Annotated in this window: 29 protein-coding genes; 15 read left to right on the top strand and 14 right to left on the bottom strand. The window is 43.8% G+C overall.

What is annotated here, in order from left to right:
- Window positions 1–2: 2 nt before the first annotated feature.
- On the bottom strand, window positions 3–1,016 hold the full coding sequence (rtcA, locus tag LC1Nh_RS00445; RefSeq protein WP_153549734.1) for an RNA 3'-terminal phosphate cyclase: 1,014 nt from the start codon (window positions 1,014–1,016) through the stop codon (window positions 3–5).
- A 46-nt stretch (window positions 1,017–1,062) separates the two neighbouring features.
- Between rtcA and LC1Nh_RS00440 the strand changes: the two genes are divergently transcribed.
- The 4 genes from LC1Nh_RS00440 to LC1Nh_RS00425 all read left to right on the top strand — a co-directional run bounded on the left by LC1Nh_RS00440 (window position 1,063) and on the right by LC1Nh_RS00425 (window position 4,475).
- Window positions 1,063–1,584 (top strand): aminoacyl-tRNA deacylase, encoded by a 522-nt coding sequence (locus tag LC1Nh_RS00440; protein ID WP_217907051.1) that lies wholly within the window; start codon window positions 1,063–1,065, stop codon window positions 1,582–1,584.
- A 25-nt stretch (window positions 1,585–1,609) separates the two neighbouring features.
- Window positions 1,610–2,140 (top strand): hypothetical protein, encoded by a 531-nt coding sequence (locus LC1Nh_RS00435; RefSeq protein ID WP_153549732.1) that lies wholly within the window; start codon window positions 1,610–1,612, stop codon window positions 2,138–2,140.
- Between the two features lie 166 nt (window positions 2,141–2,306).
- On the top strand, window positions 2,307–3,335 hold the full coding sequence (locus LC1Nh_RS00430; RefSeq protein ID WP_153549731.1) for a tyrosine--tRNA ligase: 1,029 nt from the start codon (window positions 2,307–2,309) through the stop codon (window positions 3,333–3,335).
- Between the two features lie 162 nt (window positions 3,336–3,497).
- Entirely contained in the window at window positions 3,498–4,475 is a 978-nt protein-coding gene (locus LC1Nh_RS00425) for a V-type ATP synthase subunit I domain-containing protein (RefSeq protein WP_153549730.1), read from the top strand.
- A gap of 75 nt (window positions 4,476–4,550) precedes the next feature.
- Here LC1Nh_RS00425 and LC1Nh_RS00420 read toward each other — a convergent pair whose 3' ends face one another.
- Window positions 4,551–4,754 carry a hypothetical protein gene (locus LC1Nh_RS00420; protein ID WP_153549729.1) on the bottom strand — a complete coding sequence of 68 codons (204 nt, stop codon included), beginning with the start codon at window positions 4,752–4,754 and terminating at the stop codon, window positions 4,551–4,553.
- A 170-nt stretch (window positions 4,755–4,924) separates the two neighbouring features.
- Between LC1Nh_RS00420 and serS the strand changes: the two genes are divergently transcribed.
- Window positions 4,925–6,193, top strand: coding sequence for a serine--tRNA ligase (serS, locus tag LC1Nh_RS00415; RefSeq protein WP_153549728.1), 1,269 nt, complete (start codon window positions 4,925–4,927; stop codon window positions 6,191–6,193).
- A 41-nt stretch (window positions 6,194–6,234) separates the two neighbouring features.
- Complete coding sequence (locus LC1Nh_RS00410) at window positions 6,235–6,441, top strand: hypothetical protein (protein ID WP_153549727.1); 207 nt, start codon at window positions 6,235–6,237, stop codon at window positions 6,439–6,441.
- A gap of 22 nt (window positions 6,442–6,463) precedes the next feature.
- Here LC1Nh_RS00410 and LC1Nh_RS00405 read toward each other — a convergent pair whose 3' ends face one another.
- Window positions 6,464–6,853, bottom strand: a complete 390-nt coding sequence (locus LC1Nh_RS00405; RefSeq protein WP_153549726.1) for a hypothetical protein — start codon at window positions 6,851–6,853, stop codon at window positions 6,464–6,466.
- A 103-nt stretch (window positions 6,854–6,956) separates the two neighbouring features.
- Between LC1Nh_RS00405 and topA the strand changes: the two genes are divergently transcribed.
- Both topA and LC1Nh_RS00395 read left to right on the top strand, forming a co-directional pair.
- Window positions 6,957–9,005, top strand: a complete 2,049-nt coding sequence (gene topA / locus LC1Nh_RS00400; RefSeq protein ID WP_153550821.1) for a DNA topoisomerase I — start codon at window positions 6,957–6,959, stop codon at window positions 9,003–9,005.
- Between the two features lie 150 nt (window positions 9,006–9,155).
- Complete coding sequence (locus tag LC1Nh_RS00395) at window positions 9,156–9,539, top strand: hypothetical protein (RefSeq protein ID WP_153549725.1); 384 nt, start codon at window positions 9,156–9,158, stop codon at window positions 9,537–9,539.
- Between the two features lie 7 nt (window positions 9,540–9,546).
- Here the strand turns inward: LC1Nh_RS00395 and LC1Nh_RS00390 are convergent, their stop codons facing one another.
- The 9 genes from LC1Nh_RS00390 to radB form a co-directional block, all read right to left on the bottom strand.
- Window positions 9,547–9,840, bottom strand: a complete 294-nt coding sequence (locus LC1Nh_RS00390) for a chorismate mutase (protein WP_153549724.1) — start codon at window positions 9,838–9,840, stop codon at window positions 9,547–9,549.
- Between the two features lie 30 nt (window positions 9,841–9,870).
- Window positions 9,871–10,731, bottom strand: a complete 861-nt coding sequence (locus LC1Nh_RS00385; protein WP_153549723.1) for a prephenate dehydrogenase/arogenate dehydrogenase family protein — start codon at window positions 10,729–10,731, stop codon at window positions 9,871–9,873.
- Entirely contained in the window at window positions 10,728–11,843 is a 1,116-nt protein-coding gene (locus tag LC1Nh_RS00380; protein WP_153549722.1) for a pyridoxal phosphate-dependent aminotransferase, read from the bottom strand. Before LC1Nh_RS00380 ends, LC1Nh_RS00385 begins: the two co-directional genes overlap by 4 nt.
- Window positions 11,840–12,616, bottom strand: a complete 777-nt coding sequence (locus LC1Nh_RS00375) for a prephenate dehydratase (RefSeq protein ID WP_153549721.1) — start codon at window positions 12,614–12,616, stop codon at window positions 11,840–11,842. The genes LC1Nh_RS00380 and LC1Nh_RS00375 overlap by 4 nt, the downstream gene beginning before the upstream one ends.
- Window positions 12,613–12,885, bottom strand: a complete 273-nt coding sequence (locus LC1Nh_RS00370; RefSeq protein WP_217907050.1) for a chorismate mutase — start codon at window positions 12,883–12,885, stop codon at window positions 12,613–12,615. The genes LC1Nh_RS00375 and LC1Nh_RS00370 overlap by 4 nt, the downstream gene beginning before the upstream one ends.
- A 79-nt stretch (window positions 12,886–12,964) precedes the next feature.
- Window positions 12,965–13,297, bottom strand: coding sequence for a hypothetical protein (locus LC1Nh_RS00365; RefSeq protein ID WP_153549719.1), 333 nt, complete (start codon window positions 13,295–13,297; stop codon window positions 12,965–12,967).
- Window positions 13,291–14,367: a threonine ammonia-lyase gene (gene ilvA, locus LC1Nh_RS00360; protein ID WP_153549718.1), complete on the bottom strand. Its 1,077-nt coding sequence runs from the start codon at window positions 14,365–14,367 to the stop codon at window positions 13,291–13,293. The genes LC1Nh_RS00365 and ilvA overlap by 7 nt, the downstream gene beginning before the upstream one ends.
- A 270-nt stretch (window positions 14,368–14,637) precedes the next feature.
- Window positions 14,638–15,282 carry a hypothetical protein gene (locus LC1Nh_RS00355; RefSeq protein ID WP_153549717.1) on the bottom strand — a complete coding sequence of 215 codons (645 nt, stop codon included), beginning with the start codon at window positions 15,280–15,282 and terminating at the stop codon, window positions 14,638–14,640.
- 352 nt (window positions 15,283–15,634) lie between these two features.
- Window positions 15,635–16,333 (bottom strand): DNA repair and recombination protein RadB, encoded by a 699-nt coding sequence (gene radB, locus LC1Nh_RS00350; RefSeq protein ID WP_217907049.1) that lies wholly within the window; start codon window positions 16,331–16,333, stop codon window positions 15,635–15,637.
- A 114-nt stretch (window positions 16,334–16,447) separates the two neighbouring features.
- Between radB and LC1Nh_RS00345 the strand changes: the two genes are divergently transcribed.
- From LC1Nh_RS00345 to LC1Nh_RS00330, 4 genes are all read left to right on the top strand, one after another.
- On the top strand, window positions 16,448–16,795 hold the full coding sequence (locus tag LC1Nh_RS00345) for a hypothetical protein (RefSeq protein WP_153549715.1): 348 nt from the start codon (window positions 16,448–16,450) through the stop codon (window positions 16,793–16,795).
- Window positions 16,796–16,819: 24 nt separating this feature from the next.
- A complete protein-coding gene (locus tag LC1Nh_RS00340) occupies window positions 16,820–19,087 on the top strand; it encodes a CDC48 family AAA ATPase (protein ID WP_153549714.1) in 2,268 nt (755 codons plus the stop codon).
- Between the two features lie 89 nt (window positions 19,088–19,176).
- The gene (locus tag LC1Nh_RS00335; protein ID WP_153549713.1) at window positions 19,177–20,109 is read left to right on the top strand and encodes a thioredoxin domain-containing protein; all 933 of its coding nucleotides are present in this window, start codon (window positions 19,177–19,179) and stop codon (window positions 20,107–20,109) included.
- The gene (locus tag LC1Nh_RS00330) at window positions 20,097–20,600 is read left to right on the top strand and encodes a hypothetical protein (RefSeq protein WP_153549712.1); all 504 of its coding nucleotides are present in this window, start codon (window positions 20,097–20,099) and stop codon (window positions 20,598–20,600) included. The genes LC1Nh_RS00335 and LC1Nh_RS00330 overlap by 13 nt, the downstream gene beginning before the upstream one ends.
- On the opposite strand, the gene map is transcribed toward LC1Nh_RS00330, so the two are convergent.
- A complete protein-coding gene (gene map, locus LC1Nh_RS00325) occupies window positions 20,584–21,468 on the bottom strand; it encodes a type II methionyl aminopeptidase (RefSeq protein ID WP_153549711.1) in 885 nt (294 codons plus the stop codon). The two genes, LC1Nh_RS00330 and map, sit on opposite strands and share 17 nt — an antisense overlap.
- A gap of 87 nt (window positions 21,469–21,555) precedes the next feature.
- Between map and LC1Nh_RS00320 the strand changes: the two genes are divergently transcribed.
- On the top strand, window positions 21,556–21,900 hold the full coding sequence (locus tag LC1Nh_RS00320) for a hypothetical protein (RefSeq protein WP_153549710.1): 345 nt from the start codon (window positions 21,556–21,558) through the stop codon (window positions 21,898–21,900).
- Here LC1Nh_RS00320 and LC1Nh_RS00315 read toward each other — a convergent pair.
- Window positions 21,881–23,017 carry an NAD(P)-dependent malic enzyme gene (locus LC1Nh_RS00315; protein WP_153549709.1) on the bottom strand — a complete coding sequence of 379 codons (1,137 nt, stop codon included), beginning with the start codon at window positions 23,015–23,017 and terminating at the stop codon, window positions 21,881–21,883. The genes LC1Nh_RS00320 and LC1Nh_RS00315 overlap by 20 nt on opposite strands.
- 119 nt (window positions 23,018–23,136) lie before the next feature.
- Between LC1Nh_RS00315 and LC1Nh_RS00310 the strand changes: the two genes are divergently transcribed.
- Together LC1Nh_RS00310 and LC1Nh_RS00305 are read left to right on the top strand one after the other, a co-directional pair.
- Window positions 23,137–23,952: a DUF502 domain-containing protein gene (locus LC1Nh_RS00310; protein ID WP_153549708.1), complete on the top strand. Its 816-nt coding sequence runs from the start codon at window positions 23,137–23,139 to the stop codon at window positions 23,950–23,952.
- A gap of 112 nt (window positions 23,953–24,064) precedes the next feature.
- A complete protein-coding gene (locus LC1Nh_RS00305; RefSeq protein WP_153549707.1) occupies window positions 24,065–24,343 on the top strand; it encodes a hypothetical protein in 279 nt (92 codons plus the stop codon).
- The last annotated feature ends 41 nt before the right edge of the window (window positions 24,344–24,384 follow it).

Raw genomic sequence — 24,384 nt, 5'->3', positions numbered from 1 at the left:
TTCTAGACCTTCTTCAACACATTTTTCTTGCCTGTTTTCTCAATTTCCAAGTCAAAGCCAAAGCTCCTGATCACTTCCAGATTGGTTTGAACATGCTCCGTTACTTCAGGTATAGATACTTTCCCGCCGACCAGAGCCAGGAAGATCATTAACTGGTCAGCCATATAGAGATCAACGGCCGCATCTGTTTCATGGAATGATTTAAACTCTTCAACAGCTTCTCTCGCCACATCTTCCGATCTCTTCCCTTTCTCACCGACCGCATCAAAACCAGCTACAGAGTTCTCATACACTGCTTTGACAAGAAGCGATGAACCTGTGGACTTAGCATCCTCATAAACGATATTTTTGTCTATCGGAACGGAGAGATGATTATTTTTCAGTAGTTTAGCAGCTTCATCAGCTTGTCGACCAGCAACACCCTGTGATTCTAAATCCTTCGAAGCCTTGGAGTAAATCTCAAATCTTTCTAGTTCTCCCCTCTCCTTTAAGTCCGGCGAACTCATAGAGTATTCTTCAGTAGTTAAAACTGCCTTACCACCTCCTTTAGGATAATAACCTGTCTCCCCTAATTCTATGTCTGCTACCAAACCGTGCTTTCTCAGAAGCGGAAGTTTGACATGTTTGAAATAGTTGAACGTCGGAGACCACTTCACATCAGTTCCGCCCTTAGCAGTAAACCTGAAGGAGTCAGAAAACTGAGTTGTTACAGGTAAAACAGTGTCAAAAAGCAGAGTAATACTTCCAGCAGTCCCTATATTCGAAGTAAAAGATTCGTTTCTGATGTTGCCAGGCTTAAAGACGATCCTTTCCGAACCTTTTTGATCTCCCTCTAGTTTGGCATCGCAGAGTCGTCCAGCAGTTTTAACGCATTCCAAGTGCTGGTTCTTCAGTCCAGGATTGCTTCTAGAACCTCTGATATTCTCCAGTTCAAAGTTTTCACCTGTCACTGCGCTCAGCGTCAAAGCTGTTCTCAGCATCTGACCACCGCCCTTCCTACCATCAATCTCTATCATGGGAAAGGAAATGGTAACAAAAATGTTTGAAACTATTTCTCATAATATGTCAGAATCATTCAGACAGAAACCAGAAGAACTAGAACAGTTCATAGAATTCTTCGAAGAAGACCGGGAAAATATCCTCAGAGTCAAAGAATTCTGCAAGGAAAAAGAATTAGATGTCGAATTCAAGGTCCATCCTAAAGCCGAGACATGCGAAGAATCCGCCCAGCACACAGACATTAAGATCAACCAGATAGTCAAGACACTGATCTTCAAAACAGGTGAAAACCTTGTAGCGGTTCTAGCGCCCGGCGACGAAAGAGTAGACACAGACAAGATAAGAGAAAACACAGGAGAAGAAAATGTCAGGATGGCAGACCCAGAAGAAGTAAAGAACCGGACAGGCTATGTAATCGGCGGCGTATCACCATTTGACCTAGAAATACCGGTCTACATGGAGGAAGAACTTTTAGAACACGATATTGTTAGACCTGCTGCAGGTTCTCGAGTTATAGGCGTTGAAATAAGCCCTGAAGAGCTGGAAGAAACCTTAAATGCGGAATCAGTAAAACTTGTAGATTAAAGACATTTACTGTTCAGTATAGTGTATGGACTCTGATGAAATCTTAGTTAGGAAGAGTGAAGCAGAGGAAATACTTGGAACAGCTACTTCAGAACTGCAGGTAGCATTGATTTACCAGCAAGAGCTAGAACCTCTAGACTACTCCAGATGCATCGATATCTTAGATAGCATTGCACAGGCAGCATACGAAGAGGGTAGAGAAGTTTTAGACGAACTGGAAGATTCACCGCAACATCCTGATCTTTCCACTGCCGAATTTGTGGACGACCCAGAAAAAGCGTCGCTGAGAGAAAATAGTAGCGAATGGATTCTCATGAGTGAAGCTGGCGAAGCCGCAGAAGCAATGGAAGAACACTACAAAAATGTCCAGAGATCAGAACCAAGATACGAAGGAAGAGTAACAGGCACCGAACTCAGAAGAGCACTCGAAAAATACGAAGAACTAAGAGAAGCAGCAATAGAATACGGAGTCCACGACTTCAACGAAATCGACGACATGCTCATAGATGAAGAAACCACCAGAACAATTCTAGACGACGCAGAAATCATTCCCTAGGGCAGCAGGAAACAAATTTAACTTTGACGAAGAAAAACCTGCTTGAAGACCAATGAAAGGTGGATGTTTTTACCTTCGGCAAGTTTGCAACTGATTCAAAATCTTCTAATCACAGCTCTAAATCTTTAAGGCTTCTCTCCGAACCTTCTGACAGGTGAATTAAAACATGGATATTGAAGAACGGAAAGAACTGGTTCTCAGAAATACCGAGGAAATCATACAGGAAGAAGAACTTGAAGAAATACTAAGAGAAAAAGACGAGCCAAGAGCCTATATCGGCAACGAAACATCCGGCCCTGTACATCTCGGACACTGGATTCAGATCCGAAAGATGAAGGACATACAGAAAGCCGGCTTCCAGCCCGTAATCCTATTCGCAGACCTCCACACCTATCTTAACAAGAAAGGAGATGAGGAATGGATCCAGGACATGGTCGACTACTGGCAAGCCACATTTGAAGCCTGCGGACTTGATGCAGAATATGTTAAAGGACGAGAATTCCAGGAAAGCACAGAGTACTTCCACGACATCCTCCGAATGACACAGAACACAACCGTGACCCGTGGAGAAAGAGCAATGGGCGAAGTAGCATCCGAACAGGACAGCATCTATACATCACAAGTCGTCTACCCTCTGATGCAAGCACTAGATATCGTACACCTAGACCTGGATCTGGCAGTAGCCGGAATAGATCAGAGAAAGATCCACATGCTCGCAAGAGAAAAACTACCGAAACTGGGATATGAGAAGCCTACATGCCTGCACTGGCCTCTCTTGAGCTCTCTAAGCGGAGAAGGAGACAAGATGAGTTCATCAAAGAAAAATACGATGTTCCCACTCCACGCCGACCCAAGCAGAATCCAAGAAACACTTGAAGACGCATACTGCCCACAGGGCGAAGTAGAAGATAACCCAGTCATCGAAATCGCAGAAGTCTTCATCTTCGGCGCCGACAGAGAACTGCATGTCGAAAGAAAGGACGAATACGGCGGAGACCTACACTACGAGAAATTCGAAGAAATGGCAGAAGACTTTGAATCAGGCGAACTACACCCACTAGACCTGAAAGAAGCAGTAGCAGACCAAGTAATAGACAGATTCGAACCAGTAAGAGAACACTTCAAAGAAAACCCAAAACTGCTTGACCCTCTGGAAGAAATTGGGCACGAAAAGCCAGATTACATTGAGGAGTAATATCTCCGATCTCTCCATTTTTATTTTCAACCTATTTCCAGAGGGAAATTTGATTAAACAATAAACTAGAGTAGGTAGGAGAAAGCGGCAATTAGAATATTAGCGGATAAGTTAACAAAATACTGAATAAATTAAGTATGAAAAATTGGAGTAAGTGATACCATGGCAGAACCTCCTGAACAAATAACCGAAATCTACTCTAACTGGGAGGATGCTAAAGCCAACATCGAAGACTCTGATGTTTTCTTGGAAGAGAGAAAGGATAGAATAGAAGACCAAGAACTAAGTAAAATAAAAGAGGATCTAGATAGGGTAAAAAATTGGGTAGACACAGGCAAAATAGAAGAAATTGGTCAATATGATGAAATTCAGCAATCTCTTGCTGGAATAAATCATGCTGTCGCCAAACTTAAACAGAATGTAACAAAGAAAAACATGTTCGAGCTAAATCAAGCTGGTATCCGGCTTGAAAAAGCAATTTATCAAACATTAAATGACGAAGAAGACTATGATGAGAGCATTGACAGCCTACTGCAAGTACTATCAACAAAGGAAAAGAGAGTTTCCGAAAAGATTAGAGAAATAGAAAGGAAGAAAGAAGATATAGACGAACTCGAGAAAAAGGCAAATCGATTACTTGAGACCAGCAGTAATTTAGTAGAGGGTCAGGCAAGCGAAGAGATAGGATCAATATTCAACGAAAGGAAAAAGGACTTGAGAATATCAGTTTTCACATGGCTCGGCGCATCCATTCTGTCTATATCAGCTTTGATAGTCTTCTCCTGGCATCTATATAACCAGATTGATTCAATGGCTACAGGAACTATTTTTATAGCAAAGATAGCGCTTTTAATACCGGTATCTGTAGCTGTGTGGTTTTCTGTTTCCAACCACTCTAAACAAAAGAAAATTATGCAAGAATACGAGTTTAAGTCTAACATTGCCCTTTCTATGATGGCCTATAGAGAAGTACTGAAAGAAGATCTACCCGATGAGAAAGCAGGAGAATTTGTGAAAGACGCCATGGATAGAATTCATGAAAATCCTTTGGAGAATCAAGAACAAGAGAAACCTCCTGTTACGCAAAGCCAAGTACTAACCCAGTTAATGGCAAAAATTAATGGCAATAGCTCAGAATAATCAAGTTAAAGGCGCAAACAGGTTTTGAATGAAGGATTACCGGACATAGAAAAGTACAGAGGAAAAGTTTCGATTTTATTCCTCTTCTTCTGGTTCGTCTTCTTCTACCCAGATTCTTACTTTGCCTGGTGGTGCGTCGAATGGTCTTTTGCCGAAGCGGATTAGGTCGTCGAGGTCCATTGCTTCTTTGATCTTGTCGAATTCTTTTTCAGTTACTACTTCTTCTTTTAGCTCAGTGGGATGTGTTTCGTCAAACTCGTATCCAGCGACTTCTTTCATACTCAAGTTTTAGGGATGCTTCTTTATGACTCCACTCCTATGGACAGATTACTTAACTTTGGATAGGTAATATTGGATTACCGATGAAAGGTGGATACGCGTCTACACAAAGTTTTGAACATTGAGTTAAAACCTGTTCTAGATAAAATTTTCTTCACAAGTGAATTCTTATGATCAGCATCGAAGTCTTCCGTGAGAATCCTGAGAGAATCAAGGATTCACAGCGACGCAGAGGGAAAGAACCAGGAAAAGTCGAAGAAGTAATCGAACTGGACGAAGAATGGCGTGAAAAACTGCAGGAACTTGAAAGCCTTCAGCAGGAGAGAAACACTGTTGGAGATGAAATAGCTGCGGCGAAACAGAACGGAGAAGATGCTGAAGAAAAGATAGAACGGATGCAGGAAGTCAAACAGAAAATACAAGAGCTTGAAGACAGAGTCGACGAAGTAAAGGAAGAAAGAGACAGTTTAAGATATGAGATCGCTAACCTTCTTGGCGAATCAGTTCCTGAAGGAGACGGAGAGGAAGATAATCCAGAGCTTAGGACCTGGGAGCCTGAAGAAGGTAAGGCTGATGAATCAGAGCTTGCAGCAGATATAATAGAAAGAAACAATCTCTTGCTCAGCGAAAAAGCGGCTGAAGTAGGAGGGGAAAGAGCCTATTACCTCACAACAGAACTAGTACAGCTCAACCAGGCATTAACCAGTTTTGCGCTTGACTTCATTAAGGAAAAAGGCTTCGAGACACATCAAACACCTTATATGCTGGAAGGAGATGCCATAAGTGCCGCTGTCGACATGGAGGCATTCGAAGACCAGCTTTACCAAGTCAACGAGAATGGTCGATACCTGATCGCAACAGCAGAACACGCTTTAGCAGTGATGAAGAAAGATGAAGTTATCGGAGAAGGCGAACTACCTCTCAAACTCGGAGGATTCTCAACCAACTTCCGAAGAGAAGCCGGAAAACACGGCAAACAGACCAGAGGACTCTGGAGAGTACACCAGTTCGAGAAAGTCGAACAGTTCATGTTCACTCATCCAGATAACCACATAGAACACCTAGAATGGATGCTGGAAAACGCAGAAGAAATCATGCAGGAACTAGGACTACCTTACAGAGTAGTAGATATCTGCGACGGAGATATAGGCGACAAAACATTCAAACAGTACGATATAGAAGTCTGGCGTCCTCCACTAGGAGAATACGGAGAAGTCGGCAGCTACGGAAGCTGCATAGACTACCAGGCTAACAAGCTTGGCACGCAGTTCTTCGAAGACGGAGACCGGAAAACACCGTACACCGTCTATGCCACCGCACTAGCAAACCCACGAATCATTACTGCTATAATGGAAAACAACCAGACAGAAAAAGGAATCAAAATTCCAGAAGCACTGCAAAGCTACATGGGCGGAAGAGAATACTTGGAAATAGATTAAAGACCTGAAAACCCAATGTTTAATTGGAGGTGCAGAATCAAATGGGTGCAATGGATGCACTGTCGGACATGGTTGAAAGCGTAGTTGCCTTTGTAGTACTGATAATCCTGGGAATAATCTCCTTCTTCATAACCACATTCATCGTGGTAGCAGGAGCAGACCTAGCAGGAGTAACAGCAGGAGGCGACTTCGTAGTACTTTCAGCAGCAATCATAGTCGCAGCATCCCTAATAGGAGGATCAAGATAGAGAGAAAGAAAATTTACATTTTTTATTCTTCTTGTGTCATACTATCCAAAATTCTTTGTGCATCTTCTGAGAGCTCAGGAACATCATAAAGCCTGTCTTCCCCAGTCTCATCATCGTATACAGTAGTTCCTCCATCAGTCATTGGATCTCCGGGTCTTCTATCTCTTGTTACTCCAGCTACTTCTTCAGCTTCTCTACCATCATAGTGATCATCAATGGCTTCACTAAATGTATCATAATCATCTCCATCAATACTTACAGCATAGCTACTGGATTCATCATAAACCGTTATCTCTGCATCCAGAGTAGATATAACCGTAGATTGGAAGCCATCCGCCCCTCTTTCTTCTAGTAATTTTTTTATCTGATCGTTGTCCGTTTCCTTTCCATCTTCAAAGCCAAATCTTACCATTTTTTCACCTATTGTTACCGCATCCTAACATCTAGATTTTAGTTTTATAAACCCATTTCAGAGACTATCTCTAATTTAAGTCTAGGCCACAATGTAGTGCCATATGCAGACTACAGTGATGGTTGGTGAGAAGCCGAATGTTGCTTCTAAGCTGGCTCAGGCATTAGGGAACTACAGTATTGAGGAGAACCACGGCGTCAAGAACTACATCGTTGAGACTGATGACGAGAAAATTATAATCGCACCTGCCGTAGGACACATCTTCAACTTAGAGCAGACCAGTGAGGGCTGGGACTATCCTGTTTTCGAAGTAGACTGGGCTCCAACCTTTGAAACCAGTGATTCTGCGGATTACATGAAAAAATACTACAGAAACCTCCGTGACCAATGTGAGAAAGCAGATGAATATATCAACGCATGCGACTTCGATCTTGAAGGGTCAGTCATCGGAGATAGAGTTATCAAGGAGCTTGGTACTACGGATGAGTCTCGTATCAGGCGTATGAAGTTTTCTACCTTGACTCCAAGCGATTTGGAAGAGGCTTTCGACAACTTGGAAGACTTCGACAAGGGTATGACAGAAGCGGGTTTAACTCGACACATACTCGATTTCTACTACGGTATCAATGTTTCCCGTGCCCTGATGCAGGCAGTTAGGGAAAATGATCGTTACAAAACTCTCTCAACAGGCCGTGTGCAGGGACCAGCCTTGAACTTCCTTGCTGAGCGTGAAAGGGAGATTCAGGAGTTTGAACCTGATCCTTACTGGGAGATTTTCCTTCACAACTCCGAATTTCGGGCGAAGTTCCATGATGATGGAGATGAGAGAATCTGGGAGGAGGAAGTAGCGGATGGAATATTTTCGGAAATTGAGGGCGAAGATGAAGCTGAAGTCTCAAACATCAAAATCAATAATTACAGTCACAAGCCTCCTGTACCTTTCAACCTGACAGGCTTGCAGAAAGAGGCTTCAAGCCAGTTCAACATCAACCCTAAAACCACACAGAGCATTGCACAGGATCTCTATGAAGACTCATTGATTTCCTATCCAAGAACTGAGTCTCAGAAACTTCCACCGAAAATTGGCTACAAAAATATCTTGAACAAGTTGAAGAACCAGGAAAACTACACTGAGAAGGCAAAAAAGGTCTTGAAGAAGGATAAAAGCGATAACCTGTATACTAAGCAAGGTAAGAAAGAGGATGATGCTCACCCTGCTATCTATCCTACAGGACAGAATCCCGGTAATCTTTCAAAGAATGAGAGAAAGGTCTACGACTTGATCGTCAAGCGTTTCTTCGCAGTGTTCGGAAAACCAGCTAAAAGACAGTCATTGACGATGACGCTGGAAGTAAACGGATACACATTCAACGCCAAGTCCAAGGTTACAAAGAAGCGGAACTGGTTTGACCTATACGATCCATACGTCAAAGTAGAAGAAGCAGAGCTACCAGAGTTAGAAGAAGGAGAAAAACTGCCGGTAGACGAATTTGAACAGGCTGAGAAAGAGACTCAGCCACCAAGAAGATTTTCTCAGACTTCTATCGTTTCAGAGCTGGAAAAAAGAAATCTTGGAACAAAAGCCACTCGTGCACAGGTCGTAGACCGTTTATACGACAGAGAGTTCATCAAAGACGATCCAATCGTAGTAACCGATCTAGGTCTAACAATCGCTGAAACATTGGAAGAGTACAGTCCGGAAATCGTCTCCGAGGAACTTACTAGAGAGTTTGAGGAAAGAATGGAGTCTATAAAGAATCAGGAGGAGAGTAAGGAAGAGGCGTTAGAGAGAGCTAGGGACGAGCTTGGTGAGACTCTACGCAACTTTAAAGAACAGGAGAAGGAAATCGGCGCCAAACTGGTTAGAGCTATCGATAAATATCGCGACCAAAAGAGAAAACTCGGTCCGTGTGACAGAGACGACTGTGATGGAACACTACAAATAATAAGAACAGACAACGGCCGGTTCGTAGGATGCACAGAATACGACGACTGTGAAAACACCTATCCGCTGCCTAACAACGGTGAGGTTACTTCACAGGGAGAAATTTGCGATGAATGTGGCACTCCAAAGATTCATGTCTCTAGAAAGAGTGGAAACAACTATGAAATGTGTATAGATCCGGATTGTTCTACGAAAGACGATTGGTAAGTAGGCAGATAATTTGGGAATAACATGAAGTTTTAGTGTCTGCAAGATTGGAAAATCAAAGGCCACTGTCATTAACTGATTCAGAAAGAGATTCTAAAATTTGATCTTAGAACGGCGGTATTGATAAGCATAAAATAAATATTTTGCTGTATGACCGAGCATTGGCCAACATTTGAAGAAGCAGAGGATGGAGAGTTTATATCGCCTAATTCCTACAAATCAGGAGAAGAAATCATTATACCGATGAACCGTACGAGGACACACAGCGACCCCGACAACAGCATGACACAGCTTCTTCATCAGAAAGCTGAAGAGTATGGGCTAACTCGTACGGAAGCAGCTGAAATATACAATGAGGTGCCCGGGCACCTAGCTGATACCCATAGACTTAATGAGGAAAAATTCGAAGAAGATATTGAAAATGCAGTGGAAGACTACGCTGAAGGATTAAGTGCCGAAGAAGTTGTTAATGAATACGGACTTGAAAAGCCTGCAAAAGAGACCAAAACATCTCCAATTGATTTAACAGAATAGAACAAGCTTACTCGTCTCCTCTTCTTTTGTCGAGTTCTTCTCTTTCTAGGTCCACTGCGAGGTCGATCAGAACTCTTCCTAGTTGTCTGCCTCTTGTTCTTGGGTAGCCTAGTTCTTCGAAGCGGTCGGCGAACTGTTTCATTACTTTTTCCTCTCTTTCTTCGTCCCTTACTTCGAGGTTGTGTTCTTCCTTGAAGTCGATAATCCGTAGTACTTCGCTCATACGTTTGTCTACGGATTGAACTATCTCCTCGTTCACCTTGTCGATGTTCTGCCGGGCTTCTTCAAGAGGATTGGACATACTAAAAGTAATCGAGTTAAATATTATAAATCAATCATCACGTACATCGTTGGAAAGGAACTCTATAACCTTATCCGTCCGCTCCTGAGCTCCTTCAAGATCGAAAGACTCTCCAAGCTCCTCAAACTTTTTAGAAAACTCTTCATCATCCTTGATAACCTCTCTTAACTCTTCAGCAGAGTCTACAACCTCTTCTCTTACGTCCTCTATCTCAGGATTGTGGTTCTGGATGCTGCCGTAGAGCTCTGCCTTCTGGTTAAGCATCCGGGCAGTCAAGTCTGTGATCAACTGGTAGATAGGAGTGCTGTACTCATTCATTTCATCTGTGGATAGTTCAGATTTTCTGATGACATCCGCCATCACAAGCTCTGAGAAATGCATCAACCCCTGGACAATAGAAGTGGCTTTATCATGAGACTTCGGATCTGTAAAGTGGAGATCTGCACCGTGCTCCTCCCAGAACTCCTCCATAACACTCCATTTCTTCCCTTTCTCAGGACACATAACAATCTTCTGTCCTTTAATCGAGTTACTTGGAGCATACATAGGATGCATTCCCAGCACTTCATCAGAATACTGTTTCATGGCTTCAACAGGTTTTTGCTTGACACTAGTCACATCACATAGAAGTGCACTATCAGAAACATTCGGTCCGACTTCATGGATGACATCAACAGTAACTGCGATAGGAACCGAGATAATCACGATGTCAGCACCCTTCACAATCTCCTTTCCTTCACCATAACCCCAGCCATGAGGCTCTGCCTCTTCCTTAGCTCTCTCAACTGAGCTTCCGGAAATCACGATTTCATTGTTTTCCTCTAGCCTTTCACCCAAATGCTGACCGAACTGTCCTGTACCACCTACTATAGCAATCTTTTGGTCAATCATTGTATTTTTTCCTCTAATTTGTCAAATGCTAAACTGATTTCGCCTGCAGTAGTTGATCCGAAGCAAATCCTGATATTTTGATCACTTTCGGGACCCATTGGCTCTCCCGGAACCATTGCAACACCGTCCTCAATCATTTCCATACAGAACTTCCAGGAATCTTCTCCTACTTCTGGGAAAGCATAGATAGCTCCTTCAGGAGCCCTGAAATCCCAGCCGAGATCATTCATCCTTTCAACAAGCAGGTCTCTCCTCTTTTCGTATGTCTCACGCATCTCTTCCACATGAGAGTCGTTCTGCAAGGCTTCAATAGCTGCATACTGTGAAACTCTTGGAGGACAAGCAGTTGAAGCCCTTGAAACTTTGGCATACTGCTCGATATTTTCTTCTTCATCTACTATCCATCCGATCCTCCATCCTGTCATCGCATGGTTCTTGGAGACTGAGCCAATAATAGCCGAATCACATGCGTAAGCTGCTGGAGAATAGTGCTCTTTTCCATAAGTTAGTCTATGGTATACTTCGTCCGAGATCAGGAAAGTATCGTGTTCATCTGCAAACTCTCCGATCTCTTTTGCCTGTTCCTCGGTCAGTACATATCCTGTCGGGTTTGAAGGCGTGTTAACAACCACCATATCTGCTTCAGCGATCTCTTCTTTCGCCTCCTCTCTCAGGTTTCTGTCTTCATCCCAGTACTGTACCTGTGTCCACTGGTTTTCTGATACTTCGCTTATCATTTTGTAAGGTCCCCAACATGGGTCGTTGAATACTGCCTTGTCGTCGTCTCCAAGTCTTGCGGCAAAGATCGCGTAGAGTGCTCCCATTCCTCCTGTAGTAACCATTACATGGTCTTTAAGTATTTCTTTTCCTTCTGGACCGTAACCTATTTTCCCATTTTCTTCTTCGGCGATTGCTTCTCTGAGCTCATCTATTCCTAGCATCGGGCTGTAGCCCTGTTTGTTTTCCAGTCCTTCTTTGGCGGCTTCTTTGATGTGTTCTGGTGTGTCGAAGCTGGGCTGACCGATGTCAAACCTTACTATATCGTCCTGGTCAGCTGCTTTTTCCGAAATTTTTCTGATTGAAAGATCTATGTTTTCTATTCTTTCTCTCATGTTTCGTCACCGAGTACTGAGAAGCTTCCAAGATTTTGGACCTCTGCATAGGTTTCAAGACAGTCTATCGTATCCTGAAGCTTTTCTCCAGCCGCATCTGCTTCAACATAGAAATAGTACTCTCCCAGCTTTCTTTTCGTTGGTCTTGACTGGATATGGGTTAAGTTGACTTGATGACCTGCGAAACAGGAGAGCATCGCGTGGAGCAGTCCAGGACGGTCTTCACCTGGCTCCAAGACAAGCGCTGTCTTCTCTTCAGGTTCTGGATCTCCGTTAAGCACGAAGAAACGAGTTATATTTGAATCAGTATCCTGGACAGAAGTCTCCAAAATGTTCTTATCATTGATTTCAGCTGCGATCTCGGAAGCCAGTGCAGCTTCACCTTCCTCAAGTTGTTCAACGGCTGCTGCAGTTGACCCAGTTTCTTCTTTCTCCCAGCCGTGCTCTTCAATCAAGTTCTGGCACTGAGACAACGCCTGAGGATGAGATTTGATCCTTTCAATATCTTCGATCGAGTCTTCATCCGAGATCAAGGCGTGTTGTATCTGAAGTCTGACTTCAGCAGTGACAGTATCGTCTCCAGACTTCAGAAGCTCTACAGTATCAGAAACACCACCTCCAAGAGAGTTCTCAACTGGAACAAACTTTACCTCAGTATCCGAGTTGAAAACATCCCTAATAGTCGAACAGTAGTCTGTTTCCAGGTCTTCAAAGTAGCTGGCAGCTGCTTGATGCGTGTAAGTTCCTTCCGGGCCTAGAAGTGCAACCTTCATTCCTCTTTTACCTCTTCTTCCTCTTCAATAGCCATACTTATAAGGAAATGGGCAAGCTTCCTTCCTTTCTGCCCAGGCAAGTCATTTTGCTTAAATATATCTGCAAATTGGTCTTTAACTACTTCTTCTCTTCCTTCGTCTTTGATCTCCATGTTATTCTCTTTTTTGTACTCTCCAACTTTCTCCACGACCTCCATTCTTTCAGCAATCAACTCTGCCAAATCATGGTTAATCCTGTCAATTTCCTTTCTGTATTCTTCCAGACTCATACTGAAAGAATAGAAGAAAAAAGTGTTAAAGTTATCACAGAAAAATCCTCCAAGAACTTGTTGACGAGGCTCCAACATTTCAATCTCTTTGTCTGTACTTTTCGAGCACTTCAATATCTTGGATTTCTGACCCAATAGGACCTACATCATCATACTGTAAAACTAGCTGATCCGGTCTATCTCTCAGAGGAGTTTCCTGCCGGTTTTCTCCTGCTTGCTTCACATCATCGGGATTCCATCCTTCAGTCCCATAGGTCATCTCTAAAGTGTAACTGCCTTCTCCCACGGGCGTGAGGACTTTGCCCACATATCCATTATATTCATTGCCTGAAGTAGTTCCTACCGCAACTTCATCTCCGGGCTCTAACCTTTCTAAAACACTCTCAACACCGCCAGCTTCACCATCTAACATTGATTTTTCACCTCCGTAAGATAGCTCTTACCTCTTCTACAGATTTCACCAAACTCTTCAAGATCGATATTTGCGCCGCAGAGAGGGACTGCCACATCATCGTCTTCCAATCCTAAATCGTGTTCTTTCTGGAATAGGAGTGCTGCAGCAGCTACCGCGCCAGCAGGCTCGACAACCACTTTCTGCCTTTCGGCAAGTAAAGCGGTTGCAGCCTCAGCTTCTTCATCAGAGACATAAACCACTTCATCAACAAACTCACGGAGATATCTAGCTGGAAGCTCACCTATACTTCTTGTCGCTATCCCCTTCGCCACGGTATCGACAGATTCTCGCTCATAGATCTCATCAGAGTTTAAAGTCTGTTTAGCTGAACCACACCCCTCTGTCTGAACCCCTATGACTTTTGCATCAGGATTTCTTGCCTTGACTGCTCTAGCTATTCCACTGATTAATCCTCCTCCGCCTACAGCAACGAGGACTGTGTCAAGTTCTGGGAGCTGTTCAACCATTTCAAGACCGAGCGTTCCCTGCCCAGCAACCACATTCTTATCATTGTATGGATGAACGAAAGTTAGATTCTCTTCTTTCTGTAGTTTTCTGGCTTTTTCGTATGCTTCTTCGTATTCCTGTCCTGAAAGAACTACTTCTGCGCCGTACCCGGATGTTGCCTCAATTTTAGATTCAGCAGTATTTTCGGGCATGACTATCTTTGCATCAACACCAAGTTCTTGGGCTGCCAATGCCACACCCTGTGCATGATTTCCAGATGATGCTGCTATTACTCCCCTCTCCTTTTCTTCTTCGGAAAGCTGTGATATCTTGTTGTAGGCTCCTCTTATCTTGAATGCTCCTGTTTTCTGGAAGTTCTCCATCTTGAAAGCGACACTTTCTACACCTGCTTTCTCTGCAAAGGTGCTGGACTTGTCCATCGGCGTTTCATGTGCTGCGTCCATAATACGCCCCCTGGCCTCCATAATCTGCTGCATCGAGATCATATCATTGCTGCTGTCCATGTTTTCGCCAGGTTTTGCAGAGTCGTGTTGTGTTGTGGTGTATTTTTGTTGTGTCATTTTCGATTTAGAACCTCCAGAGAAACCCTGTGAGGAAAAAAGAACTTTGTGACAGAGGGGCTTCTAACCCATGATCATACCAATAATGGAGATAATACCGATAGCGGAAATATTCAAATCAGAATTGGATAAAGCTGAGGCTCGGCTACTAGAAAACTTATCGAAGTCGTGCGGACCCAACAATAAAGCGTCCACCCTTCATTGCCGAACTCATAACTGAAAATAAGAAAGAAGAATTTAAAAAGGATCTCCCGATTGCCTTCGGATTTTCTACATTCCCATTACTCCTTCTGGATCAACAACTTCAGTTGCCTCTCCTTCATCTTCATACGAGCCCATGGAAGTACCTACTACATCGGGAGCAGTATAATCCGACCCTCTCTCCATTACAGACTGGACCTCTTCAGAACCTCCATGGTCCACATCCCTCATAGTAGTTCTTAGCCCCGAACCATCTGCTGCCACCTTTTTACTTCTCATATCTCTCTTCTTATCTGGATCAAGGGCGCCGAAAGACTGTCGGTACTCAGATCTGAACTCTCTGACTTCAGAATGCGGTCCTCTAACTATAACTCCATCTCCGTGTTCCTGGACATCCAGGTCTTCATAATTAGCAGCTTTTTGTTGAAGGCGCTCTACATCATCTGCCGATTCATAACCTAATTGATACTCAAAACCGCCGTCAGCTACTATTCTTTCATCCTCAGGTTCTGAGTCTAAAAGAGCAGCAACTCCGATTTCTGCATCATCCATTATGGATTCTACCGGGTGCTCTGTAGGAGACGAATTCTTAGTGCTTACTGCCTCATTCGGATTTGTTGGCGGGCGTTCACCATGAATAGCCTCATATTCCCTAGCACCAGTCCTTACTCTTTCATCTACTTCATCTCTGCTCCGATATTGATCTGACGCCATCATCTTTCACCTCCTTTTACAGCTGTGTCTACGGTTTTGTACATATCTATTGCGTTAGTTGTGTTGTATTTGTGTTGCATTGATGTGTTCACCTTGAAATAGAATTCAAGAAAACGAGAAGTGAACACTGCGCCTATTACAGCAGCAGTGTCAGAATCAGCAGTAGGATAATTGAGATAGATACTGAGACTGAATCGAATGTTGAACTGGATGATTGAGAAAGTTGAGAAATCTGTGTTGAAACTTTAGATATAGTTGAGACTACTGAATTAGTACTGCAGAACGTGTCCACCAATAATTGATGCGGACTTCATAATCTATATCTCTAGAGTTTAGATTTATAAATTGTTTGCTAGAAGAGGCTTTTCTCACTTGTCTCTTCCAGACCGTTATCCGTTATCTCAAACTGAATCTTCTTTCCTTCTGGAAGCGAGCGGTGTTTGGAAATTTCCATCTGCCGCAGGTTCTTACCTTTGTCAGAGAGCTTGAGAAGACATTTACTCCAGTACTTAGGCACATCTCTTCCTACTAGTTCGAATTCGTCACCATCGTCAAAGCTTGTATAGACCTGGTTTGTAATCAGCACAGGAATATTCTGTTCTCGGGCGATCTTAGTAAGTTCTGAGAGCTGGCCCGAGAGCTGGTTGTTTATCTCTGAAGCATTGTCCCCGTTTACCTTCAATCTGTAGAGTGAGACCGCTGAATCAACGATTATTAGTTTGATTTCTTGGTCTTTGACTGTCTCTTCCAGTGTTTCGATTGCTGCTTCCTGTTTTTCGAAGGTTGTTGGTGCTTTGATCAGTATATTTTCCAGTGCTTCTTCGTCAGAAATCTGCAGGAATCTTTCCGAGGAGAAGCCTGCTTCTGTGTCGATGTATGCTACTTTCTCTCCTTTCTCAGCTACCTGGGCCGCTACCTGAATACAGAGGTTTGTCTTTCCTGAGCCGGATTCGCCGTAGACATTGTTGACGATGCCTTTCTCCAACCCTCCGTTCAACAGTTGGTCGATGCTTTCGCAGCCTGTGGAGACTCTCTCTATATTCGGCTTCACATTCTGGATTTGCTGTGGAAATCTTTTATCACTGAGTGAAAAACAATTCTAGGAAACTTTTTTGTTGACATGCATAAAAACTTTTTAAGTATTCCTGTTTATTGTTGTTATGCAATGTCTGAACCTGCTTCGCTCTTGACTTATTCTACTGAGAAGAAGAATTTTGATTCGGTTTATGAGAGGAACAAGTTCTATAGAGGGCTTTTTGGGTATAAGCAGACTGTGAAGAAGAATGGGAAGACTTACGAGTATGACAAAGATGGTTTAATGGACGAGATTCCTAACATCCGTATAGATGACTCAGTATTCATAATCGCCAAGAAGCAAACGGATAAGGCGAGGGAATACTTCACAGAGTGGGAGCCAAAGATTTCGTACCACATATTTACAGTGATGATAGACGACAAGGAAATCCTGGAAAAGATTAGAAACGATGATAACAACGGAGAACTGGAAAAATAATGCTACAATGGTGAAAACACAAAAATGGGAGAAGATAGCGTAAAACTGCGTGTAGGAGAAGTTCCTCCGAACGCACAACAGGATGTCGGCAAAGGCATCGTTCGTATAGACAGCAAAATCATGGAAGAACTAGGAGTACGGGAAGGAGACGCAGTACTGATAGAAGGAAACCGGGAAACCGTAGGAAGAGCAGCAAGAAGCTACCCTGCGGACAAAGGACTCGGAATAGCACGAATGGACGGCTACACAAGGAAAAACGCCGGAACCTCACTGGGGGAACATGTAGAAGTAGAACCAGCAGAACTCGAAGAAGCAGACCAGATAACACTTGCACCTGCAGAAGAAGGAGTAGTAATGCAAGTAAGCGACCCAAACATGCTGAAAAGAGGATTAAACGGACGCCCAGTAATCAGAGGAGACATAATAGTCCCCGATGCCCAGGACCGTCCAAGAGGACTTTTCGACGACATGTTTGAAGGCATGACAGACAACATGAGATTCAACTTCTCAGAACTCAAACTAAGAGTCGTCAAGACCAAGCCAAGAGGACCGGTCAAAATAACAGAGAACACAGAAATCAAGATGAAAGAACAAGCCGTCAAGGAAACCGAACAAAAGGTCAGAGTACCGGAGGTCACCTACGAAGACATCGGAGGACTGGAATCAGAAGTACAAAAAGTCAGAGAAATGATCGAACTACCTCTAAAACATCCTGAAGTCTTCCAACAACTCGGAATAGACGCACCATCAGGAGTACTCCTCCAAGGACCGCCAGGAACAGGTAAAACGCTCCTAGCTAAAGCAGTTGCGAACGAGGCAGATGCAAACTTCCTATCGATCGACGGACCGGAGATAATGTCCAAGTACTACGGAGAAAGTGAGAAACAACTCCGTGAAAAGTTCGAAGAAGCACGGGAAGGCGAACCATCGATTATATTCATCGATGAAATCGACGCAATCGCACCAAAAAGAGGTGACGCAGGCGGAGAAGTCGAGAGAAGAGTAGTCGCCACACTACTATCAGAAATGGATGGCTTAGAATCAAGAGAGAACGTCATCGTCATAGCTGCAACAAACCGTGCAGAAGCAATCGACCCAGCACTGCGGCGTGGCGGAAGATTCGACAGAGAAATCGAGATCGGAGTACCAAATAGAGAAGGAAGAAAAGAAGTGCTCCAGATCCACACCAGAAACATGCCTCTTGCAGACGATGTGGATTTAGATGAGATAGCAGACCTGACACACGGATATGTGGGGGCAGACCTGGAAGCGCTGTGTAAGGAAGCAGCTATGTCCACCTTAAGAAATGTATTGCCTGAAATAGACATGGACGAAGAAATACCAAGCGAAGTACTGGAGAAGCTGGTAGTTGACGAAGATGCGATGCTGGACGGCTTGAGAAATGTCGAGCCAAGCCAGATGCGTGAAGTAATGGTTGAAGTACCACAGGTCACCTGGGAAGACGTCGGAGGGCTCAACGACACCAAAGAAAGACTTCAGGAAATGGTTGAATGGCCGCAGAAGTACCCAGAAAGATTCGAAAACATGGGAATCGAAGTACCAAAAGGCATCCTAATGTATGGAATGCCAGGAACAGGAAAGACTCTGCTCGCCAAAGCAGTAGCAAACGAAGCCAACGCAAACTTCATCTCCATCAAAGGACCCGAAGTCTTCTCGAAGTACGTAGGAGAATCAGAAGAATCCGTCAGAGAAATCTTCAAGAAAGCAAGGCAGGTCGCACCATGCGTACTATTCATCGACGAGATTGACTCGATAGCACCGCGTAGAGGCGGCAGCAGCGGAGACTCACAGGTAGGAGACCGAGTAGTAAACCAGCTACTCACAGAGCTCGATGGAATCGAATCATTGAAAGGAGTAACAGTTATAGCAGCAACGAACCGACCTGATATGATTGATCCGGCAATTATGCGTCCTGGAAGAATCGATAGAAACATCGAAGTTGAGATACCAGATGAGGATGCAAGAAAGAGAATTTTCGAAGTACACACGGAAGACATGCCTCTGAACGATGATGTCGACATCGATAAACTTGCTGAGAAGACAGAGAACTATGTTGGTTCAGATATCGAATCTGTATGTCGTGAAGCAGGCATGAACGCTTTGAGAAGTGATCCAGAAAGTGAAGAAGCAACAATGGAAGACTTTGAGGACGCCTTGGAGGATGTACGAGCTACCGCCACAGATGAGAATCGGGAGATGTACAGGAAGATGGCGCAGAAGATGAACAACATCGACCAGGAAGAAGACGACCAGCCTGATTATTACGCCTAAAGCATCTTCTAAGTCCATTCTTTTTCTTAACTGACGGAGGGAATAACCCCCTTTCCTTTTATTCAATACTGTCCTATTCTGTACCATATATGAGTTATGAATGCGACGAATGTGGAGAAGAGTTTGATACCGAAAGAGGACTTCACATTCACCAAAGCCAGACACACGAAGAAGACGAAAAAAATACTGAAAACGGAGGTTCCAGAGATGCTGAAGAAGACAACCATACTGGAAACGGAATTACTTTAACAACAAGCCAGTTTGGAATCGGTGCGCTTGTCGTTGGACTGGCACTAGGTTTTGCTGTTGGCATCAGTTTTAACCAGGTTACAGGTTCTTTGGACACTACATCAGATGATTCTGAGGGCGAACAGTCTCCGACCCAGATTTCTGGGAGTCCTGGCGAAGTTATGGAGGAGATAGCTGGTAAAGTTGGTGCGGACAAGTCGGAGTTCGCAAGCTGTATGAACTCAGCAGATGGATCTGAGGCTGTAGAGGATAGAAATGAGGCTAGCAGCGCGCTAGGCAGAGTTGGCACCCCTACATTCCTAATTGGTAACTCGGAGACAGGTTTTGAGAAGCTTGAAGGCGCACAGCCTTTCTCCAGCATGCAGCCTGTAATCGAGGAGCAGCTTTCCGAGGCAGAATCTTCCAGCGATACGGTTGAAAGCGACGAATACAGCTTGGAAAACATGAGTCTAGATGATGAGCCTTCTAAAGGTGAAAGCGATGCCTCTATCAGAGTTATAGAGGTTTCAGACTTTGCATGCCCATGGTGTGCGGAGTGGGCTGGCTTTGATGCCATTCCTTCAAGAGATATAGATAAGAGGAACTCTTGGAGCCAGCTTAAGGAGAACTATGTGAGTACGGGAGAGGTAGAGTTCATTTACAAGGATTATCCTGCTCACAGAAACTCTGGTACTGCTCATCAGGCTGCCAACTGCGTTCAGGAGCAGGGAGATGAACTTTACTGGAAATTCCACGATAAGCTGTACGAATTCAGAGATTCATGGGTCGCCTAGATCAGATAGTTATTGCAGTAAAGTCTTCCGTTGATACTTGGAGGACTGCTCTTATTTCCCTCTTATTTACTCTTTCTTTTCTAGGACTGATGCTGATCAGCACCGATGTCTACTGGCACTTAGAGACATTGCGGCAAGGAAGAGTTCTAGACGCCTTACTTAACTCATATGCCAGCATAAAGATGAAAGGAATACTAAACTTTCCAATAACCATCATATACGCATTTTTGGGTGGAATAACATTGACAAACACCATGATCCAGTTTAGAAATGTAGGAGTTAGAAAAGAGAGTTTGAGCATACTGCCCGGATTTTTAGCAGCCGGCTGCGCTTCTTGCGGCGTAGGATTTGCCAGCATAATAGGGCTTGGAGCAGCTACCGCAGCACTACCTTTTAACGGACTAGGAATCAAAGTTGGCGGAATAATATTAATGCTCTACGCATTGAGCAGCTTAGGAAACCCTAAAACCTGTTCTATTCCCTCGTCGTAACAATATTTTCCCCGTCATCAGCACCAACAAGAACTGTATGCTCAGCCTGAGTTACCACTCCCTTATCTACCTCTCTCAGGACCGGATAGTGTTTGACAGCGCCGCTCTGGACCAGTTTCTTCAAAGCCATCTTCTCTCTACCGCTCATATCAAGCCAGCGAGAACTGAACGGCAACCCATTAAAATTCTTTATCTTCTTCAACAACTGTCTCTCAGTCCTACCACGGACATTACCACCCTGATGAAGGTAAATATTTCCTTTCTTACCTTCCTTTATCTTACCACTGCCTTTGGTTAGGAAAGGCTCGATAGCAACAGCATCACCTTCTTCAAAAACTGTTTCATCCGAATTCCTGATGTTAGGGATGGAAAGACCAGCGTGCTGAGTAAACTTATCTAAAGAGTGACCTGTCAAGTTCCTGACAACGCTGTATTCATCAGGCACCTGGTTATGGATGTGAGTTCCAAGCTCTCCAACCGTTACTCCTGGTTCTAGGAAGTCTAAAGCTGCCTGAAGAACCTCCCTATTTGTTTGAATCATCTCGTCATATTCTCCAGAAGTATTGACTGTCAAAGCAGTATCTGCGATGTATCCCTCACAGTGAGCTCCTATATCAATCTTAAGGACATCAGACTCCTTCAAAACTCTTTCTTCAGAAGTTTCGGGTGAGTAATGAGCCGCCCGATCGTTAGTTGAGAGATTGACGGGGAAAGCTGGTTCTAGACCTTCATCCCTAATCAGTCCTTCAATTTCTTCAGCAATTGTTTCATAGTTAGTTCCTGGCTCGGCTATATCTCTGGCGTGCCTTCGAGCCTTCTGTATGACTTTACCTGCGTTGACGTATTTTTGTTTTACTTTGTCTTCCATGAAGAGAGTTTATGATAGAAAGCTAAAAATAGTTGGATAACTGAATAGATAGGCAAATGATTTTAGAGTTTTTCCGTATTTAGAGTTATGGACTCAGTCTGGAGCCGGTTGGAAGCCTTGTTTTATGATAGGGAAGAGCTTGAAGGGTTAGAACGTCTAGAAGAAGTTCTGCAAAGTAAAAATGTGGATTGTTTCTCAATTCGGGGAGATGTTACCGAAGTAAACATAGATCGTGATTACATTTCCAAAAATTTGGAAAGTTACGATGTAGAAGAAATAGTTTATGTGGAAAAGCCTTTAGGTCGATGGGAGATACAGATAGACTACGACGGCGGCAGCGACATAGTTACCTCCTCTAGAGCTGCATGTGCACATAATAAAGGTGCCGAAGAGGGGGAATGGAGGTATAAAGTTAGTCAGCTTCCTCCCTAACCTTGTCAGCAATTTCCATAGCCAGTTCCTTATCCAATGTCTCAGGCACAATCTTATCCTTCTCAGGGTCAATAAATTCCTTGATAACATTTGATGCAGCTATCTTCATATCCTCAGTTATTTCCGATGTACGAGCATCGAGTGCACCTCTGAAAACACCTGGAAATGCCAGAGAGTTATTAACTTGGTTGTCAAAGTCTGATCTACCGGTAGCTGTGATGAAAGCCCCTGCTTCCTTGGCTTCATCAGGATATATTTCAGGATCCGGATTAGCTAACGCAAACACAATTGGTTTCTGCGCCATTGACCCAACCATTTCTTGAGAGACTATTCCTGGAGCTGAAAGCCCTATGAATACATCCGCATTCTCCATTGCATCCTCTAAGTCTCCTTCCTCTTCCGAAGCCAGTGTTCTTTCAGCGAGATCTGCCTTATAGCTGTTTTCATCCTCTGTTCTAAGTATTCCTGATGAGTCAGCCGGCACAATGTTTTCAGCTCCCGACTCTAGAAGAAAATTGGCTACTGCGATGCCTGCTGCCCCTGCACCGCTGATAACGATTCTAGAATCCTCTAAATCCTTGTCAGCTAGTTCTAGAGCGTTTCTAAGAGCTGCCCCTACTACAATAGCTGTTCCATGCTGATCATCATGGAATACCGGAATATCCAGTTTTTCTTTCAGCTCTTCTTCTGCTTTGAAGCATCTGGGTGCTTTGATGTCTTCCAGGTTTACCGCGCCAAATGTCGGTGCTTCTCTCTCCACATGTTCTATTATGTCTTCTGCTGAGTCTGCGTTGATGCAGATGGGGAATCCGTCTACACCACCAAATTTTTTCATTAGGTTGGCTTTGCCTTCCATTACTGGCATGGCTGCTTCTGCACCGATGTCGCCAAGTCCAAGAACAGAAGATCCGTCTGATACTACTGCTACAAGGTTTCCTTTTGATGTGTAGTCATATGCTTTTTCTTCGTCTTCACTTATCTTTCTGCAGGGTTCTGCAACTCCCGGAGTGTATACTAATTCTAGGTCCTTTCTTGTGCTGATGTCGATGCTTGGTTCGACCGATATTTTCCCTGGTTTTTTGGAGTGGAGACTGAGCGCTTCTTCCTTTTCTGCCATGTTACAGACTGTAATTTTGTTTAACAAAAGTTGTTGGGCAACCTGTAAGTTACTAGATGGAACTTTTTGCTCTTTGAAATTGTGAGAGTAATAAAATCCGAGAATCAAGGTGTAACTGTATGGGAGAGGAACGGGAGAAAAACACTCAGAACCATTTTCGGGAAGGTAGGAAGCATCTGGAGAAAGGAACACAGAAGATGCTTGAACAAGGCATAGAAAAGGGTCGAGAACAACGTAAAAAACTCGAATACTACCAACAGAACCGTTCTGAGTTCATAACAAATCTTTCAGCGAGATTAGGCAATCCTAAAAAACCAGCAGTATCAGGAACAATCGTACTACTACCAGTACTAGCAGTTTTAATAGTTGTAAGCTGGCTCTTCGATAAACTGGCAGCAATACCCGGAAACCACTACTTCAACATAGCAATTCTATTCCCAGACTTCATAGCCAACAATGGCGTAGCAGCATACTACCTAAACCAAACATTCAAACTAAGCATACTCCTTATATTCGGAGGATTCATAGTCACCGCAGTAGGCAGAATAGTGAGAACACAACAAGGATTCCAACTCGAAAAACTCTTAGACAAAGTGTTTGACCGTATACCGTTCCTCGGATCAGTCTATAACATCACAAAAGTCACTACAGAGACAATGCTAGGCAGCACAGAAGACTTATCCAAACCCGTCAAGATAAACCACGGCGACATCAGAATAAACGGATTCAAAACCGGCAACAAGACTGAAGACGGCAGAGAAATAATCTTCATGCCAACAGCACCCAACATAACCTCCGGACTTGTCCTAGAGCTCCCTGACGACAAAATAGAGGAAACGGATGAAACAGGCGAAGAAGCACTGACCCGCATACTATCCGCAGGCTTCGGACAGAAAAAAGAGGAAAAACCTCCGGAAGGAGAAGAAAACCAGTAAACGGAACTGAACACGAAAACCGCTCAGAGACGGTCTAAAAACCTATCACGGCCGAATAACTAAACGATTGTTAACAAAACCAGTTAAAAACAAAAGCACAGCCATACTAGATATGAAAAAACTACTGACGCTTCTCCTTATCGGCGTACTCCTTGCAGCCACAGGTCTAGCACAAAGCCAAGACACGAAAACAAGCCAGAATAACGGCTTTGCAGTTTTTAATCCTTTTTCAGCAGTCGAAAACTTTGTAGAAAAAGCTGAAGTAAGCTTAGCGGGGGCAATAGGCGGACCAGATCTGAAAGCCAAGGCTTTAGCCAATAACGCCGAGGAAAGCCTGGAAAAAGCAGAGAAACTGGCAAACGGGAACAAAACAGAGAAGATAGAGAAGTAGAAACATCTGCCAACTAATTTCCTTATCTTCTTTATTGCTAT

The organism is Candidatus Nanohalobium constans (assembly GCF_009617975.1).
Lineage (GTDB): Archaea > Nanohalarchaeota > Nanosalinia > Nanosalinales > Nanosalinaceae > Nanohalobium > Nanohalobium constans.
Note: the sequence above shows the minus strand (reverse complement) of the source record. Positions and strands in the feature narration are given on the sequence as shown.